This window comes from Abyssisolibacter fermentans (assembly GCF_001559865.1).
In the GTDB taxonomy this organism is placed as follows: domain Bacteria; phylum Bacillota; class Clostridia; order Tissierellales; family MCWD3; genus Abyssisolibacter; species Abyssisolibacter fermentans.
Genome location: NZ_LOHE01000035.1, coordinates 112,703 through 129,507, shown reverse-complemented (window position 1 = coordinate 129,507; position 16,805 = coordinate 112,703). Strand labels below are relative to the sequence as shown.

Here is a 16,805-nt window from a genome sequence, read left to right as displayed (position 1 = left end):
TAATCTCATCTACTAGTACTCTTGCCGATTGTCCATCAAAAATAATATGATGCATGTCAACTATCAAAATATAATCATCTACATCTAGAGTAACTAGACCTACTCTAAAAATGGGTGGTTTGTTTAAGTCAAAAGGTCTAACAAATTCTTCTATTATTTCTTCTACCGCTTTTCCCTTTGCATTAATTTCCTCTACATTGAATTTAACTTCATCATAAATCTTTTGATAAGGTATATTATTAATGCTTACAAAACCAGTTCTTAGTGCTTCATGTCGTTTAACTAACTTGTCTAATACTGCTTTTAGTCTCTTTATATTTACATTTCCTTTAATTTTAAATGCTATAGGCGTATTATAGCTCAAATTATTTTCATTAAATTTACATAGTACATAAATTCTTTTCTGAGGTGCTGCTAAGGGATAATATTCAAGTTCTTCTGTCTGCAATGTTGCAGCAGTCTGACATGAATTATTAGTTTTAATATCTGTTATATAAATTGATAGTGTTTTTACTGTTGCAAAATTAAATATTTCTCCCATTGTTAAGCTAATATTTAAAGTTTCATGTATTTTCTTAATTAATGATGCTATCTTTAACGAATTTCCACCTAGTTCAAAAAAATTATCGTTTATACCTATATTATTTATTCCAAGAATGTTTGACCACATATTTACTAATTGCATTTCTAGCTTAGTTGTTGGTAAATCTACATCACGACTCTCTATTTTTTCTTTAATTAATCTATCTAAATGTAAACCTAGCTCTTTATATTCACCTTTGCTATATGCTTCTTTTAGCATGTATCTTTGAACTTTGCCACTGATTGTCTTTGGTATTTTATTGATTGGTAAAACATGTTTTAATACTAAACCTGTACTCAAATTGATATATTTCTTGAATTCTATAGCTTTTGATACGAATTTCTCTACATCATCTTCAAACAAGATGAACATGATAATATCATCTTTTTCTAGTTGTGGATTGTATATTCCACAAACAACAACTTTACCAGCCTCTCCACCTTTTATTTCACTTGCAATCATTTCGATATCATTCGGATAGTAATTTTGTCCATTAACAAATATAATCTCCTTTTTTCTACCAGATACAAATAACTCTCCATTTCGCTTGAAACCTAAATCTCCTGTTTTTAACCATCCATCCTCAGTTATTGTGCTTTTTGTAGCTTCAGAGTTATTATAATAGCCACTGGTTACATTTTTTCCTTTGATGTAAATTTCACCCACAACATTATCTGGCAGTATACTACCTTCATTATCACATATTTTCATTTTACAACTGTCGAAATCATGACCAACATCCACCAAAGTTACTCCACGTTCCTCATCCTTACCAACTTCCATTACTTGCTGACCAATAGACATATAATCTCTGTGAAGTTTTAAATATTTTAACTTTTCACCTATTTTACAAGCCGTTACTATTGCAGTTGCCTCTGTTAATCCATAACAAGGTACAACTATATTCTCTTTTAATCCCCACCTAGACATTTCATTAAAAAATTTATTGTTCAAATCAGCTGATATGGGTTCTGCTGCGTTAGCAATTACTCGTACACGTGATAAATCCCATTGTTTTTTTTCTTTCTCCTCATCAGTAAGAAATGACAAGAAATGTTTAAATGCAAAATTAGGACAAGCTAGTGAAGTTGCCTTATGTTCGTGAGCTTTATCCATCCATTGCAATGGAGTCTTTATAAAAGTATTAGTAGGCATTATTATTTGATTAAAACCAATTGTCAAAGGAAGTATATGAAACACAAGAAGACCAAAAGTATGTGTTAATGGCATCCATCCTAGCACACAATCATCATTTGTTACTTCAAAAGCCTTTGCTATTGTTTCTAAATTAGTTAACACGTTTTCATGTGTTAAAACAACACCTTTAGGGTCACCTGTTGAACCAGAAGAAAATTGTATATATGCAATATCATCAGGATGTATTTCATGTATAACGCCATTTTTTTTATTTACATTTATAATATCACTTAGCATTATTCTTGATTCAATATCAATATTAGAAACTGCTTTCAAACTAACAAAAGTATTCTTCTTAAGTTTTTCATATGCTTTTTTGCTAGTTATTAAATAAGGGTTATTTAATTTTCCCCATATTTTAGAAAGTTTTGTTTTACTTGCTTCATTAGCTGCCACAGTAGTAGTAATTGGTATAATGCCACCTAATAAACATGCCCAAAAAATTATTAATAATTCTTTATTCTCATCTAGTTGGAATACTAATTCATCGCCCGGTTTTATATTTTTTTTCTGTAATTCATTAAGTGTCATCAATGCTTTATCATAGAGTTCACTATAAGATAAGAAATCTTCCTCATCATTTTGAATAAAAGTAATGCCTTTTGAGGAATTTTTAATACTAATTTCTTGTAAACATTCTACTAGATTTTCACTAGTCTTACTTTTGTGCTTTAACATATTATACCTCCTTGATTATATTTGTATTGATATTAATTTAAATTTTCTTAATTACTTTCAACACGAATCAAAAGTTTGATACCGTCAAATTATGTTTGTTTTCATGATATTTATATATTCTTGATACCTTAGTTTGTTAGTTATATTTATTTATAAAATTTTGTAACCTATAATTTGAAATTTGTGTAATTGGGTTTTAATTCTAATTTGTAATTTATGTATTATTTTAATTTTTATAGAATTGTTTACTTTTTATATTTTAATACCCATATAATTATTTATTTTACATATTTATATATTTTGCTACAATATATATTTCTTTTTTGTAATATATTATATTAATTTGTTAAATAAATGCTAATTCCCTTTTTTTTTATTATTTTTCGTTCGTCATTATTTGATATATTTTGAGATATATTACTATTGTCTTTAAATTATTTTAAACTCACCTTGTGTGTTACAATTTAACTATTTCTATTTCAATTATTTCTATATGGTAATTTTTACTCAAAATCAATATATTTTCTCTCTAAAAAATATTAGAAATTAAAATGAAATACATGTTAATATGTCGAATGTTATTTAATATTAAACACTGCTATTGTATATTTATCTACTGTATTTTTCGTATAATATAATCAAAAATTAGTAAAAATAAGCTCAAAAAAATAAATACACACAGCATATTTATCTTGTATGTATTTATCAGTTAATTTTTTTATATTTAATCTCAATAATTTTGTTAGAATTATATAATATTTGTTACTATAGTTTAATATTTATGGTTAAGTATAAATATTTAAAAATATACTTATACCCCCTTATTATCTTCACTAAAATCAACACTGTTTTCTAATTCCAATTTATCTTCATATTTATCAACATACATCTTTCCATTTTCATCTATACTTGCATACATCACTTCTTCGATTCTTTTTACTCCAAACTTTTTAAGCCTATTTATTATATCTTTACCACTTAATTTTCTTTTTCTTAAATTTTCGTATATGATCTGTCCTCCTATAATTAATTCTGTGGGTATGCTTTCAGCTTTAGATATTATATTTAGATCTCCTAATGTTACAGTTTTTTTATCATTTTGTGTGAAAACACTTAACTTTCCATTTGCTTCTAATATTCCAAACTCAACATCTTTTGGTGATAAACAATTATTCTGCCTCAACAGTACATTAATTTCATCTACGTTATACCGAGCTCGCTGTAAATTTTTTTCTAGTATTTTCCCATTTTGTATTACTAATATAGGTTCGCCTTCCACTACTTTTCTAAAGGTTCTGTTCTTTAATGAAATCATTGTAATTAACCATGTAAGCAGACCAAATAAAACAAGTCCTACAAAATGCTGCATCGTATTATTATCAAGATCAGTTGCTAATGTTCCTGCTATTGAACCAAAGGTTATACCATTTACATACTCATGAAAAGCTAACTGAGATATCTGCTGTCTTCCTAAGAGTCTAGCAATAAACAATATTGCAAAAAAAGATAAAAATGTCTGAATGATAATCTCTATATATAATTCCACTTAGAATCAACTCCTGTATGAATTTTATATTATTTTGATACTAATTTGAGAATACTATTCTTAAAAGAGCAAGATTATTAAAATTTGTTATTGGAGTGTTTTAAATGAATTTACTTTATGAAGCTATTTTTACTATTGTTTTTATTATTGTAGGATTTATTATTCTATATGTATTAACTAAAAAGGAATTAATGTAATGAAACTGTTACTCAATTCGTTTCTAGGAATAATCCGACTTACACCTAGATTGGGTTCTTCACTAAACAAAAGGGACCTCTCAAAATATTTGAGTTAGTCCCTATGTTTAGCATATTCTTGGTAACAATTCTCCTGAAAGCATATTTAACATCCTTGTTCCGCCTATTTCTGTTTTTAAATAAACTCTATTATTACCATCATTTATAACCCTGCCAATTATTTTAGAATCTTTTCCTAATGGATTTTTTCTCATTATTTTAAGCACTATATCAGCATCATTATCAGATACTATGACTACAATTTTACCTTCATTTGCTACGTATAAAGGATCAAACCCTAATAATTCACACATACTCATTACTTTCTTTTTAATCGGTATATCGCCTTCATTCAAAACAATACTATTATTGCTATTTTCGATTATTTCATTTAATGTAGTAGCTAATCCTCCTCTGGTAGGATCTCTCATGAATTTGATATTTTTACTTATTTTTAATATATCTCTTATCAATGTATTAAGTAAACAGCAGTCGCTTTTTATATATGCATCTAAACCTAACTCTCCTCTACTGTTCATTATGCACATGCCATGATCTCCTAATGTCCCACTCAATATTACTTTATCTCCTTCTTTGATTCTATTTATGCTCAGATCAATCTGATTATCTTCTATTAACCCAATTCCTGTTGTATTTATAAATATTTTATCTGCTTTTCCTTTTTCAACAACTTTAGTATCTCCAGCAACAATTTTTATTTCAGTTTTTTCTGCTGTTTTAGCCATTGATTTAGTTATTTTTTCTAATACATCTATTTTTAATCCTTCCTCTATTATAAAACCAACTGTAATATACAATGGTTTAGCTCCACACACTGCTAAATCATTTACTGTTCCGCATACAGATAATTTTCCTATATCTCCACCATGAAAAAATATTGGTTTCACAACAAATGAATCTGTTGTTACTGCAATTTTACCATTTAAGTTTTGAAGGATACCAGAATCTTTTTGCTGTAATAATATATCGTTTTTGAAATGCTTGTAAAATACATCTTTTATTAGACTATGAGTTGCTTTTCCGCCGCTTCCATGTGCTAGGGTAATTATATCCATGACAACACTCCTTATCTTGCTTCATATTTATAATACGTATTACAAGTTCCTTCCTGAGAAATCATGCATGCTCCTATTGGATTTAAAGGACTGCAAACTTTAGCAAACAACTTACACTCTGTAGGCTTTTTTAAACCTTTTAGTATTTCACCACATATACAGTCTTTATGAATGTACGATTGCACCATTTTTATATTTAACTTAGAAACTGCATCAAAATTTTTATAATTATCCTTTAATTTAAAGCCTGTATTTTTTATATTTCCAAGACCTCTCCATGTACTGTCAGCAGGATTAAATACCTCATCAATAATAGCTAGTGCTTTTTTGTTTCCCTCGTATTTAACAATCCTTTCGTATATATTCTTCACTTTATACTCTTTTTTTGCTATCATATCAACTATAAAATATATCGCTCCTATAATATCGCAGTATTCAAATCCAGCTATAACTGCAGGCAAATTAAATTCTTTAACTAAAAATTCAAAAGGTTTAACTCCTATAACAGTACTAACGTGTCCTGGACATAAAAAACCATCAATATTAACCTCTTCATTTGATGCTATATGTCTTAAAACATCCGGCATTGTTTTTATTGATTGTAATATACTATAATTATTTATATTTTCTTTCTTAGCTTTATAAATACTCAAAGCTATTATTGGAGCTGTTGTTTCAAATCCTATTGCTAAAAATACTACTTCTTTATTTGGATTCTGTTTTGCAATATTAAGACAATCAAGAGGGGAAAGTACTACTTTAATATCTCTTCCTAATGCTTTCTCGATTTTAAGTGAGCTACTTGTTCCTGGAACTTTCATCATATCTCCAAATGATGCAATTATTATATCATCATTTCTACAAAGCTTAGTAGCTGTATCTATGAAACCCTGTTCAGTCACACATACGGGACAACCCGGTCCTGATATCATGCTTATATTTTTAGGAAGTAAGCTTCTGATACCATTTTTAAATATTGACATGGTGTGCGTTCCACACACCTCCATAATTGTTATATTTCCTTTAATTGCATGTAAAATATCATCAAGCATTCTTTTTGCTAAATTAGGATTTCTAAATTCTTTTATATATTTCATACATACTACCTGTAATTTGATATATCTTTAAATATTTCAAGTGTTTTTACTGCTTCATTCTTGTCTATCTTTTGCAAAGCACATCCTACATGTATTAATACATAATCACCAACTTTTAAGTTTTCTAAAAAATAAGTATTTACTTTAGTTTTAACACCTCCAAAACATACTAAAGCTTCACTTTCATAGACCTTTACAACCTCTGCTGGAACTGCTATACACATCTCGAATCACTCCTTTGATTTTGCATCAGCTATAACCAGTTGTCCAAGACTAATACCACTATCATTACATGGTATTAGCTTATGAGTATAAACCATAAAGCCTTTTGATACCAGTTTTTTATATATACCTTTTAACAGTATTTCATTTTGAAATACTCCGCCACTTAATGCAACTTTATATATATTATATTTTTTCGCTATCATTTTACATGTTTCTATCGAAAAATCTATCACTGTATTATGCATTTTTTTAGATATAATCTTGTAATTCACATGATTTTTCAAATCATTCGTTATTCCTATAATCATGTTGTCCGTATTTACGATATATTTTTGATTGATATATTCTATATCATAATCATATCTGCTACATTCATTTTTATCTGCTATATTTTCTAACAAAATTGCTGCTTCACCTTCAAAAGTTACTTTACCAATAAAACCTAATATAGCTGATACAGCATCAAATAACTTTCCTATGCTGCAACACTGTGGTGAATTGATGTTATTTTTTATTAAATATAGTATTGGTTTTATATTTTTATTTATCAAAGTATATGGTAATTTCTCATATATATCATCTCTATACGCTTTATATAAATAGCTTACAGCTATCTTCCACGGTTCTTTACTGGCAAAATCTCCACCAGGCATGTTTACATAATCAACATGTCCTACTCTTATAAAATCTTTATAATCACATATCAAAAACTCTGAACCCCACATCTTCCCGTCCATACCATAGCCAATACCATCATATGCTATTCCTATGATTTTATCCTTAACTTTATTTTCAACCATACAACTTACTATATGAGCGTGATGATGCTGTACTTGAACTTTTTTAATATCTTGTTTCTTTGTATATTCAAATGACCAATAGTTTGGATGCATGTCATAAGCTATAATTTTGGGCTTTATATTATAAATATTTTTTAAATGATTAAGACTTCTTTCAAAACAATTAAAAGTTTCTATATTCTCTATATCACCTATATACTGGCTCATAATTATATAATTATTTTTTGATAAAGCAAATGTATTCTTTAGATGCGATCCACATGCAAGTATATTTATAACGTTTTGTTTTATATATATTGGAGCATATCCTCTTGCACTTCTTATCACATTTTCTTCACCTAAAATAACCTTGCATACTGAATCATCAACAGGAACATGTATTTTTCTATTATGTAAAAGAAAGAAATCTACTATATTATTTAACCTATTTAAAGCTTCTTCATTTTTGTAAATCATTGGGTAACTGCTTATATTTCCACTAGTCATAACTAAAACTTCAATATCTTCTTCAAATATCAAACTATGGAGTGGTGTGTATGGAAGCATAACTCCCAGTTTATTACTGTTAGGTGCTATATTATTAGGAAGTATTTCTAATTTTTTTTCTAATAATATTATTGGTTTTTTAGAACTTAATATGACTTTTTCTTCTTTTTCACTTAATTTGCAGTATTTTTTAACAACTTTTATATTTTTCATCATTAAGGCAAGGGGTTTTGCTGGTCTATGCTTTTTATCTCTAAGCTTCTCAATAGTTTTTTCATTAACAGCATCACAAGTTATTTGAAATCCTCCTAACCCTTTTACTAAAATTATCTTACCTTGTTTTATTAATTTAACAGCTTGCTTTATAGGATCATCACATAATACTCTATTCCCAAAATTATCTATAAGCTCAACTTTAGGTCCACATTTAGTACACGCGTTTGGCTGTGCATGAAATCTTCTATCTAGTAGATTATCATATTCAGATTTACAAATACTACACATTTCGAATTCATCCATAGCTGTTGAATTTCTGTCATAGGGTAATTTTTTAATTATTGAAAATCTAGGACCGCAATTCGTGCAATTTGTGAAAGGATATTTATATCTTCTGTTATTTATGTCTTTTATATCTTCTAAACACTGAGCACATATTCCTATGTCAGGTGATATAAAAGTTACAGCATCTTCTTCCTTAATGCTATGTTTTATTTCAAAATTTTTATAATTTACCATCTCTTTTTCTTCTATATTTATTTCTTTTATTTCTGATATAGGTGGTGATTTATGATATATGGCATATATAAATTTACTTATATCAGATTTTTTGCCTTCAACGTCTATATATACACCTTTTGATGTATTTTTTACCCAGCCTGTTAAGTTGTTATTTACAGCTGTTTTATATACAAAAGGTCTAAACCCAACCCCTTGCACTATTCCTTTTACAGTTATATATCTTCTAGTTATATCATTTGATATTATTATTCATTCCCCCTTTTTACAGTTTATTTTACTTTCAAAGTATTTACTCAATTCTTCTATACCTTGACCTGTTTTGCAGGAAACTTCATATATTTGTATTTCTTCATTTAATGATTTTATATCTTTATAAAATTCTTCAATATCAAAATCTGTAAAGTCTATAATATCAACCTTGTTTAGTATTATGACACTTGAGATTTGAAACATAAACGGATATTTAAGCGGTTTATCATTCCCCTCAGTTACACTCATAACTGTTATTTTCATGTCTCCTCCCAAATCATAAGCCGCAGGACAAACTAGATTCCCAACGTTTTCTATTACTAAAAAATCTAAATAATCTATATCTAAATATTGAAGGGCATGCTGTACCATAGAAGCGTCTAAGTGACATATACCTCCTGTATTTACTTGGATAACATTTACATTATGCTTTTCTATCCTTTGTGCATCTTTAGTAGTATATAAATCTCCTTCAATTACGCCCATATTAACTTTTGGTTTGATATGTTTTATTATTTGTTCTAAGATTGAGGTTTTACCACTTCCCGGCGAGCCTAATAGATTAATGGTAAATATTTTTTGGTCATTTAAGCGTTGTCTATTTTTACGAGCTATATCATCATTGTTTTTTAATATATTTGTCTGTATTAATATCTGTTTCATCTTTTTCCCCCTCTATACTCTCTAACAATAATTCATACCCTGTAGTTATATTAAAACTAAACTGACCACATTTAGGACATATTTTATTTGTATAATTGATATCAAAATATTGTTTGCAATTTTTACAACATGCAGCTGCTTTTACATTCTCTATTACCAGCTGCGCATTTGCACACAAAGTTTTTTCAGAAATAGCTTTAAAGGCAAATCTAAGTGCATTTTCTTGTATACATGTAAATTTCCCTATTTTTAGTACTATTTTTTTTACTTCTTTTATATTGTGAATTTCAGCATTTTCATTTATAATATCTAATAATTCAGATGCTACAGATACTTCATGCATTATATTTCCCTTCCACCCTTATATATTACTGTTTTAATTTGATATAGAGTATCTTTACATATGTTTTTAAATCTTTTTCTTAAAATATTTGATATGTCAAATCCATAATCAGCACTATAAATCTCAATTCCAATAATACAACCCTTCACACTGCTTTTATAGTTTAATATCCTATTAATTAGACTAGCGTCATGCTGCGTAAATGAAAAATTTTTGTATTGTGCTATGCTGTTAAATGATAACAATGTAACTTTTCCACTTTCTAAACCTAAAAATGTACTATCAACTATAATGACATAATCATTATTATTTATTTTATTTAGACAATATACAAAGTCTGTCTCTCCTATAATCACCTCTATTTCTGGACTAATCATTTTAATTTCATCTTTAATTTTTTCTAATACATGTATTGCAATTCCATCATCACTCATCACTCTGTTACCTATACCAATAACTTTTATCATATCTATACAATCCTTATGCTGATAGCCGAATGTTTATCACTAATTATGTGAGTTGCACATGACACACAAGGATCAAATGATCTAACTATCCTTCCAATCTCTACAGGAGATTCAATATTTTTAACATATGTCCCAATCAGTGCTTTTTCTACAACTCCTTTTATACCCCTAGAATCAGCTGGTGATAGATTCCATGCCGTAGGTGTTATAATTGTATAGTTTTTTATTTTTTTATCTTCTATAGATATCCAATGACCTAAAGCTCCTCTTGTTGTTCCCTTAAGTCCTATACCATAAGCTGTTTCAGGAATTTCATACTTTTTTTGTTTTGCAGGTTCTAGCCTTATTTTACTTAATAGATTCTCAATTATGTTGCATATTTTCTCAGCTTCTAATGCTCTTGCTATAGTTCTATCCATTGTAGATATACCTCTAAAATATTCCTTGCTAAGCCACATTCGTGCTAAAGGTCCTACTTCCATTGGGTATCCTCCATATCTTGGAGCTTTCACAAAACTGTATGCATTTTCTTTATTAATATCCGTCTGTACATACTCATCCTCTGGTTTTAAACTATTTTTAGCTGATTTATACCAAGAGCAATGTACATTTTCAGTAATTTTATTCTCATCAAAATGATATCTGTTATTATTAATCATGATTCCGGATTTAACATACTCAAAAGGTGCATTGAAACTTTCATCAAAAACTCCATAACTCATAAAATTGCCATATCCTTTGCCATTATTAAAGTAGTCACTATAATATTTAGCTATAATATAAACATCATCTATCATTATATTTTTTATAAAACTTTTTATTGAATTTAATATTGAATTTAATTCTATAAACTTTGATGAATCCATATTCGTCGTAATACCACCAACAAATACTCCGTGATTGTGTGGAGCTTTTCCTCCAAGTATAGCTAACATTTTATGGGCCTGTCTGCTGTATTTTATTGATTCTACGTAATGATTGCTTAGTTTTTCATTTAATTCTCTTGGAAGCCTATAATCTCCATAAGATTCTTTGTATAGTGGATTAATCCGAGGGCCATTAACATAATCAGGAAAAGTATACTGGTAAAAATGTCTCAGATGATTTTGTAAAAACTCAGAGCCATGAACAATATCTCTAATCATGCTGTCATTTTCGTCTGGTATCACATCAAGAGCATTTTCAAGCGCAAGTGCTGAAGCTATTGAATGTGCAGTTGAGCATATACCGCATATTCTCTGTGTAAAATATATTGAATCTAGAGGTGGTCTACCTTGCAGCATTTTTTCAAATCCTCTAAAAAGCATACCACTACTTTTTGCATCAATTACTACGTGATTTTCTATGTTTACTTCTATTTCCAAAAAACCGCTTATTCTAGTTAATGGATTAATAATAATTTTTTCTCCCACACCTATACTCCTCCTTTAATACTTAATAAACGGTTCCATTGAATCAGGAAATCCATTCCTTGCACAACCGATACAGGGTGTATTGTCACCTATAGGCCAATTAATACTGTCATTCCACCTTCTTGTAGGGCAATCTGCTTTTGTAATAGGTCCTCTACAACCTAATTTAAACATACACTCTTCATCTCCTAATTTTGATGCAAATATGCCTTTATTAAAATATGATCTTCTAGGGCATAAATCATGAATTGTAATACCATAAAAAATCGTAGGTCTATTTTCTATATCAAGTGTTGGTTTGCCAAACGATATAATGTGAGCTATTGTTCCTACTACCCATTGAGGATGTGATGGACATCCAGGAATTCTTATAACTTCCCTATCTAGAAAATCATATACACTCATGCTTAATGATGGATTAGGTCTTGCTGCTGAAGGTCCTCCATATGATGCACATGATCCTACAGCTAAAACATATTTTGCTTTTTTTCCTGCTATAGCCACAGCCTGCATTCCAGTTATTAACTTTCCTTTATATCTAGCAATACAATTAAAAAATCCATCTTCTTTTGTTGAAACTGCACCTTCTACAACCAATATAAACTCAGTTTGTAATGTTTCTAAAAACTTTTCAAAAGCTCTTTCTCCCTCTTGTGCCATAAGACTATTATTGTATGTCATATTTACCATTTTATTAAGAAAATATATTACACTTGGATCTTCACCATTTAATAAAGATATGATATTCCCTGAGCATCCACATGCCTCTAACCAAATAAGATTAATTTTTTTATTATTATTCAGATTTATTTTTTCTATAGCTAAATCGATCATTCTACTTGGAATTTTACTTTTATTCTCTAAAATAGGACACTTCTTACTATTCAAAATGATCCCCCTTATTTATTTCTTTAAAATTCCTACTTGAGTTAATTTCTTTATAATCATTTGCATTTCATGACATGACTTTAATTCTTCTGTTAAATCATTACCCGCATATAAACCAAAATGAGTACCTCCACCCCATGTTATTTCTGTACTTACATCATAAACGATTCCATTTATCGCTACATAAGCAGGCTTCCCATTAGATCCATCATTTTCAGCCAATTCTTTGAGAGTAAATTTTCTTTGATTGTCTGTATTCATTTGTTCTATACTAACTAAATCATCAATTTCTTGTAAAAGCTTGTTTATTTCTTTCATTAAGAGTTTATTATAATATATTTGGTAATATAAAAACGGGCTAGAAAATTCCATACGCTGTAAATACAATAATCTCCAAACAGTATCTTTAATTTTTTTTAAATTCTTTTCCATGTTTTCACCTCAATTACTTTCAAATAAAAAATATAACCATTAAATATATATATATTATTAATATTTGATTATATAAATCTTTATTACAAACAAAAAAGCATTGGATCAAGAACCTAATCTAATTTCCAATGCATTATTTATTACTACAAATATAAACTTTTTTTCATTATATGTATAAAACTTCTGCTCACTATATTCCTAAGAGTAGGAATTTACATTAAATCATCACCACTCGTAAAACAGGTGATTTGTTCTACACCTATAAGGGGGTTCCCTATAAATAAAAGCACCTAACTAATGTTAGGTGCTCTGAATATAATAATATCTATTTAAAGAAGACTAATTATTTACTCTCCACATTTCTTAAGTAAATCTTCCCATCTTCTATCAATCTCAGCTTGCATTTCTGCGATTAAATGCTCATTACCTTTTTTGAATAAATGTTTGAATCTTCCTTGAGGTCTTAAGAAGTCTTCGATTGGAAGTTTCTTTTTAGGTTTATATGTTAATGTCCATTTTCCATCTTCCACTTCAAATAGTGGCCAGAAACAAGTGTCTACTGCAAGTTTACACATTTCCATCATGTCAGCAGCTTCGTATCTCCATCCTCTTGGGCATGGTGCTAATACATTTAAGAATGCAGCTCCTTTTTTGTATATAGCTTTTTCTGATTTTTCATGAATATCTTTGAAGTTACCCATGAAAGTTGTTTGAGCGATATATGGTATATTATGACTTACCATTATCTGAGTTAAATCTTTTCTATATTGAGGCTTTCCTAAAGACTCTGTACCTGTTGGTGTTGTTGTAGTATCAGCGTACTTAGGTGTTGCCGATGATCTTTGAATACCTGTGTTCATGTATGCTCCATTATCGTAACATACATACACCATATCATGACCTCTTTCCATTGCTCCTGATAATGATTGGAAACCTATATCGTATGTTCCACCATCTCCACCAAATGCAATGAACTTATATGTGTCATCAATTTTACCTTTTCTCTTTAAAGCATTGTATGCAGCTTCAACTCCACTTACAGTAGCTCCTGCATTTTCGAATGCGTTATGAATAAATGAATCTTTCCAAGCTGTATATGGGTACATAAATGTAGATACTTCTAAACATCCTGTAGCAGAACCTATTACAGCTTTGTCTTCTTCTTTTAAAGCTCTAAGGACACTTCTTACAGCAACTGGACCACCACAGCCAGCACACATTCTATGTCCTCCTGCCAATCTTTCAGGTTTTTCAAATACTTCCTTGTGATTATATGCCATTTGCGAGCACCTCCTATTCTCTTACGCTTAAATATCTATATACGTTTTCTACTTCTTCTGCTTTTCCTAATTTTTCTATTTCAGCATAAACTTCTTCTATATTTTCAACTCTTACGTCTCTTCCACCTAAACCGTAGATGTAGTTAACCATAGCTGGTTTTTCACTTACTTGGTACATAGCAGATCTAACTTCAGCAAAAAGTGGTCCTCCACAAGCTGAGAAGCTTTCTGTTTTGTCCATTACTGCAACTGCTTTAAGATGTTTTAAAGCTTCTGCAATTTCTTCAGCTGGGAAAGGTCTGAATAATCTTATTTTAAGAAGTCCTACTTTTTTACCCTCTGCTCTTAATCTATCAACAGCTGTTTTTGCTGTACCAGCAGTAGAGTTGATGATTACTAATGCATATTCAGCATCATCTAATTTGTACTCTTCAAATAAGCCGTATTTTCTACCTGAAATTTTCTCAAATTCTTCAGCTACTTCTAAGACAACTTTCTTAGCATTCATCATTGCTTGAGCTTGTTGTCTCTTATGCTCCATGTAGAACATAGCTGTATCATAAGGTCCAACTGATAAAGGTTGCTTAGCATTTAATAAATATTCTTCTGGTTTATATTCACCAACAAATGCTTTAACTTTTTCATCTTCTATTAATTCTATATTTTCAACCGCATGTGAAGTTATGAAACCATCTTGACAAACCATTACTGGTAGCATAACATCTTTATGCTCAGCTACTCTAAATGATTGAATATAGTTATCATATGCTTCTTGGTTGTTTTCTGAATATATTTGAATCCATCCACTATCTCTTGATCCCATACTATCTGAATGGTCAGCGTTTATATTTATTGGTCCTGATAAAGCTCTGTTTACTACTGCTAGTATTATTGGTAATCTGTTTGATGCAGCTACATATAACATCTCATGCATTAAAGCTAAACCACATGATGAAGTTGCTGTTACAGTTCTTGCTCCTGCTGTTTCAGATCCAATACAAGCAGACATTGCACTATGCTCACTCTCTACAGGTACAAATTCAGTATCTACTTTTCCATTAGCTATATATCTTGAGAAATATTGAGGTATTTCTGTTGATGGAGTAATTGGAAAGGCAGCCATTACGTCTGGATTTATTTGTCTCATAGCTGTTGCTACAGCTTCATTTCCTGATAATCTTTCACGAATACTCATTCTATACACCTCCTATTTGTCTTTAACCATTTCAATTGCGTCAAAAGGACAAACTTTTGCACAAATTCCACAGCCTTTACAGTGATCGTAATCAAATTCTAATCTTTTACCATCTTTTACAGGTATTGAACTATCTGGACAAACAGGAACACATAAAAGACAATGTTTACATTTTTCTTCTATTAATACTGGTTTGTCAACTCTCCAATCACCTGTTTTAAACTCTTCTGAGTTACCACTTGCACATATATTTCCACCAGGAGTTATCTCTTTCCATGTAATTGACTCATTGATATTCACTTTAGACATTATGATCTAACCTCCTCGATAGTTCTTCTTAATGCATCCATATTACCTTTAATAACTTCAGGCTTAGTTGCAAATTTATGCTCAAATGAATGTTGCATTTGTTCAATAAATACATCTGTAGGCATAACTTCGCTTACTTTTACTACTGCTGCAAGCATTGGAGAGTTAGGGAAGTATCTTCCTAAACAAGCTTCAGATATTTTTCTTGCATCAACTGTAAAAACTCTTCCATTATATCCTTTTAACTCTTTTTTAATTTCCTCTGGACTCTTTGCTGTATTTATAATAATAGCACCATCTTCTTTTAATCCTTTAGTTACAGGTACGCTCTCTAATAATGTTTCATCTACAACTACTACATAATCAGGTTCATAAATATTAGAATGAACTAAAGATCTTTCATCACTAATTCTGTTATAAGCTGTTATTGGTGCACCCATTCTCTCTGGACCATACTCTGGAAAACCTTGTACGTATTTACCTGTACTAAAAGCAACATCTGCTAACAAAAGTGATGCAGTTTTAGCACCTTGTCCACCACGACCATGCCATCTGATTTCTATCAGTTGTTTCATTTTTTTACCTCCATTCTCTGTGAAAAATCTACATACTAAATTCAACATACTAATATAAGAGCAATAATCGTGCCAACTTTTTAAAACGTGTTGTTTATAACATTTATAAAAAAATAAGCATTAATATTTCATTCAAACTGTTAGAATGTGTTGTAATTTGTTATAGTATGTTGTAATACGTTAGAGTGTCATATACTTAACATCAGTATACCTTTGAACATAAAAATAACATGTATTCTAACACCTCCAATACATGCTAATTATAGTTAAATATTAATCATTTACTATTTACAAAGGATACATAGGTCAATAAGAAATATATTATAATAG

16 protein-coding genes are annotated in these 16,805 nt (G+C 29.5%); all 16 read right to left on the bottom strand.

The genetic code is table 11. The features are described 5' to 3' along the window. A partial coding sequence (locus tag AYC61_RS03385; RefSeq protein ID WP_156456324.1) for an AMP-binding protein occupies positions 1–2,458 on the bottom strand: 2,458 nt, incomplete at its 3' end. Positions 2,459–3,269: 811 nt separating this feature from the next. Beyond that, complete coding sequence (locus AYC61_RS03380) at positions 3,270–4,004, bottom strand: YetF domain-containing protein (protein ID WP_066496895.1); 735 nt, start codon at positions 4,002–4,004, stop codon at positions 3,270–3,272. 304 nt (positions 4,005–4,308) lie between these two features. Then, positions 4,309–5,316, bottom strand: a complete 1,008-nt coding sequence (hypE, locus tag AYC61_RS03375; RefSeq protein WP_066496894.1) for a hydrogenase expression/formation protein HypE — start codon at positions 5,314–5,316, stop codon at positions 4,309–4,311. 11 nt (positions 5,317–5,327) lie between these two features. Continuing rightward, complete coding sequence (gene hypD / locus AYC61_RS03370) at positions 5,328–6,413, bottom strand: hydrogenase formation protein HypD (RefSeq protein ID WP_066496890.1); 1,086 nt, start codon at positions 6,411–6,413, stop codon at positions 5,328–5,330. 5 nt (positions 6,414–6,418) lie between these two features. Continuing rightward, a complete protein-coding gene (locus AYC61_RS03365; RefSeq protein ID WP_066496888.1) occupies positions 6,419–6,637 on the bottom strand; it encodes a HypC/HybG/HupF family hydrogenase formation chaperone in 219 nt (72 codons plus the stop codon). A 6-nt stretch (positions 6,638–6,643) separates the two neighbouring features. Further along, on the bottom strand, positions 6,644–8,878 hold the full coding sequence (gene hypF / locus AYC61_RS03360; RefSeq protein ID WP_338026017.1) for a carbamoyltransferase HypF: 2,235 nt from the start codon (positions 8,876–8,878) through the stop codon (positions 6,644–6,646). A 33-nt stretch (positions 8,879–8,911) separates the two neighbouring features. Continuing rightward, a complete protein-coding gene (gene hypB, locus AYC61_RS03355; RefSeq protein ID WP_066496884.1) occupies positions 8,912–9,574 on the bottom strand; it encodes a hydrogenase nickel incorporation protein HypB in 663 nt (220 codons plus the stop codon). Beyond that, positions 9,531–9,917: a hydrogenase maturation nickel metallochaperone HypA gene (hypA, locus tag AYC61_RS03350; RefSeq protein WP_066496882.1), complete on the bottom strand. Its 387-nt coding sequence runs from the start codon at positions 9,915–9,917 to the stop codon at positions 9,531–9,533. The genes hypB and hypA overlap by 44 nt, the downstream gene beginning before the upstream one ends. After that, positions 9,917–10,384, bottom strand: a complete 468-nt coding sequence (locus AYC61_RS03345; protein ID WP_066496880.1) for a hydrogenase maturation protease — start codon at positions 10,382–10,384, stop codon at positions 9,917–9,919. Before AYC61_RS03345 ends, hypA begins: the two co-directional genes overlap by 1 nt. Positions 10,385–10,386: 2 nt before the next feature. Next, positions 10,387–11,796, bottom strand: a complete 1,410-nt coding sequence (locus AYC61_RS03340; protein ID WP_066496878.1) for a nickel-dependent hydrogenase large subunit — start codon at positions 11,794–11,796, stop codon at positions 10,387–10,389. A gap of 15 nt (positions 11,797–11,811) precedes the next feature. Further along, positions 11,812–12,684: a hydrogenase small subunit gene (locus AYC61_RS03335; RefSeq protein ID WP_066496877.1), complete on the bottom strand. Its 873-nt coding sequence runs from the start codon at positions 12,682–12,684 to the stop codon at positions 11,812–11,814. 15 nt (positions 12,685–12,699) lie between these two features. Then, the gene (locus AYC61_RS03330; protein ID WP_066496875.1) at positions 12,700–13,116 is read right to left on the bottom strand and encodes a cytochrome b5 domain-containing protein; all 417 of its coding nucleotides are present in this window, start codon (positions 13,114–13,116) and stop codon (positions 12,700–12,702) included. 347 nt (positions 13,117–13,463) lie between these two features. After that, positions 13,464–14,396 carry a thiamine pyrophosphate-dependent enzyme gene (locus AYC61_RS03325; protein ID WP_066496873.1) on the bottom strand — a complete coding sequence of 311 codons (933 nt, stop codon included), beginning with the start codon at positions 14,394–14,396 and terminating at the stop codon, positions 13,464–13,466. 13 nt (positions 14,397–14,409) lie between these two features. Further along, positions 14,410–15,591 carry a pyruvate ferredoxin oxidoreductase gene (porA, locus tag AYC61_RS03320; protein ID WP_066496871.1) on the bottom strand — a complete coding sequence of 394 codons (1,182 nt, stop codon included), beginning with the start codon at positions 15,589–15,591 and terminating at the stop codon, positions 14,410–14,412. Positions 15,592–15,603: 12 nt separating this feature from the next. Further along, entirely contained in the window at positions 15,604–15,900 is a 297-nt protein-coding gene (locus AYC61_RS03315; RefSeq protein ID WP_066496869.1) for a 4Fe-4S binding protein, read from the bottom strand. Then, positions 15,900–16,475 carry a 2-oxoacid:acceptor oxidoreductase family protein gene (locus tag AYC61_RS03310; protein WP_066496867.1) on the bottom strand — a complete coding sequence of 192 codons (576 nt, stop codon included), beginning with the start codon at positions 16,473–16,475 and terminating at the stop codon, positions 15,900–15,902. The genes AYC61_RS03315 and AYC61_RS03310 overlap by 1 nt, the downstream gene beginning before the upstream one ends. Between the last annotated feature and the right edge of the window lie 330 nt (positions 16,476–16,805).

What these genes read in the sequence shown, in the direction of transcription:
- porA (WP_066496871.1), bottom strand. Translation starts at nt 15,591, where the DNA reads ATGAGTATTCGTGAAAGATTATCAGGAAATGAAGCTGTAGCAACAGCT.
- AYC61_RS03315 (WP_066496869.1), bottom strand. Translation starts at nt 15,900, where the DNA reads ATGTCTAAAGTGAATATCAATGAGTCAATTACATGGAAAGAGATAACT.
- AYC61_RS03330 (WP_066496875.1), bottom strand. Translation starts at nt 13,116, where the DNA reads ATGGAAAAGAATTTAAAAAAAATTAAAGATACTGTTTGGAGATTATTG.
- hypE (WP_066496894.1), bottom strand. Translation starts at nt 5,316, where the DNA reads ATGGATATAATTACCCTAGCACATGGAAGCGGCGGAAAAGCAACTCAT.
- hypA (WP_066496882.1), bottom strand. Translation starts at nt 9,917, where the DNA reads ATGCATGAAGTATCTGTAGCATCTGAATTATTAGATATTATAAATGAA.
- AYC61_RS03345 (WP_066496880.1), bottom strand. Translation starts at nt 10,384, where the DNA reads ATGATAAAAGTTATTGGTATAGGTAACAGAGTGATGAGTGATGATGGA.
- AYC61_RS03325 (WP_066496873.1), bottom strand. Translation starts at nt 14,396, where the DNA reads ATGGCATATAATCACAAGGAAGTATTTGAAAAACCTGAAAGATTGGCA.
- AYC61_RS03365 (WP_066496888.1), bottom strand. Translation starts at nt 6,637, where the DNA reads ATGTGTATAGCAGTTCCAGCAGAGGTTGTAAAGGTCTATGAAAGTGAA.
- hypB (WP_066496884.1), bottom strand. Translation starts at nt 9,574, where the DNA reads ATGAAACAGATATTAATACAGACAAATATATTAAAAAACAATGATGAT.
- hypD (WP_066496890.1), bottom strand. Translation starts at nt 6,413, where the DNA reads ATGAAATATATAAAAGAATTTAGAAATCCTAATTTAGCAAAAAGAATG.
- AYC61_RS03310 (WP_066496867.1), bottom strand. Translation starts at nt 16,475, where the DNA reads ATGAAACAACTGATAGAAATCAGATGGCATGGTCGTGGTGGACAAGGT.